The organism is Stenotrophomonas maltophilia group sp. Smal32, from assembly GCF_030237085.1.
Classification (GTDB): domain Bacteria; phylum Pseudomonadota; class Gammaproteobacteria; order Xanthomonadales; family Xanthomonadaceae; genus Stenotrophomonas; species Stenotrophomonas maltophilia_Q.
In genome coordinates, this window is record NZ_JASJSI010000228.1 from 1 (window position 1) to 609 (window position 609).

Genomic DNA, 609 nt, shown 5'->3' on the forward strand with positions numbered 1-609 from the left:
CGAGCGCCACCGCGCCATGGATGCGCACCCGTTCACCGGCCAGCGTCGCCTCGGCGATCGGCCACGGATTGAACGCGCGCACGGTACGCGCCAGCGCGCCGGCGTCCTGCGCCCAGTCCAGCCTGGCTTCGGCCTTGTCCAGCTTGTGCGCGTAGGTCACGCCCTGTTCCGGCTGCGGCCGCGCGATCGGCTTGATGCCGGCGCGCAGCAGGCCCAGGCCGTCGGACAGCACCTGGGCACCCAGCTCGGCCAGCTTGTCGTGCAGCTGGCCGCCGGTATCGGTGGCCGCGATCGGAAGCTCCTGGTGCAGCAGCACCGGGCCGGTATCCAGGCCCGCTTCCATCTGCATCAGGCACACGCCGGTCTTCGCGTCACCGGCCTGGATCGCACGCTGGATCGGCGCGGCGGCGCGGCCGCCCGGCCCCCCCCAGGCCTGCACCTTACACCAAACAATCGTCGGGTTTGGCACCAACCCCCTGGGGAGGATAATGCCAAAAGCCACCACCACCAAAAAGTGCGGCTTGAGCTGCGCGACCTTGTGGTTGGGGGGTTAGGCCTTCACCGTATACGGCTTGTTTGTTTTTTTTATAAAAATAAAACACCACAACA

1 pseudogene is annotated in these 609 nt (G+C 66.8%); it reads right to left on the bottom strand.

Annotated features, from left to right (window positions below):
• Positions 1 to 511 (bottom strand): annotated as a pseudogene (locus QRO91_RS22465) (methionyl-tRNA formyltransferase); the annotation flags it as partial.
• Positions 512 to 609: the final 98 nt, after the last annotated feature.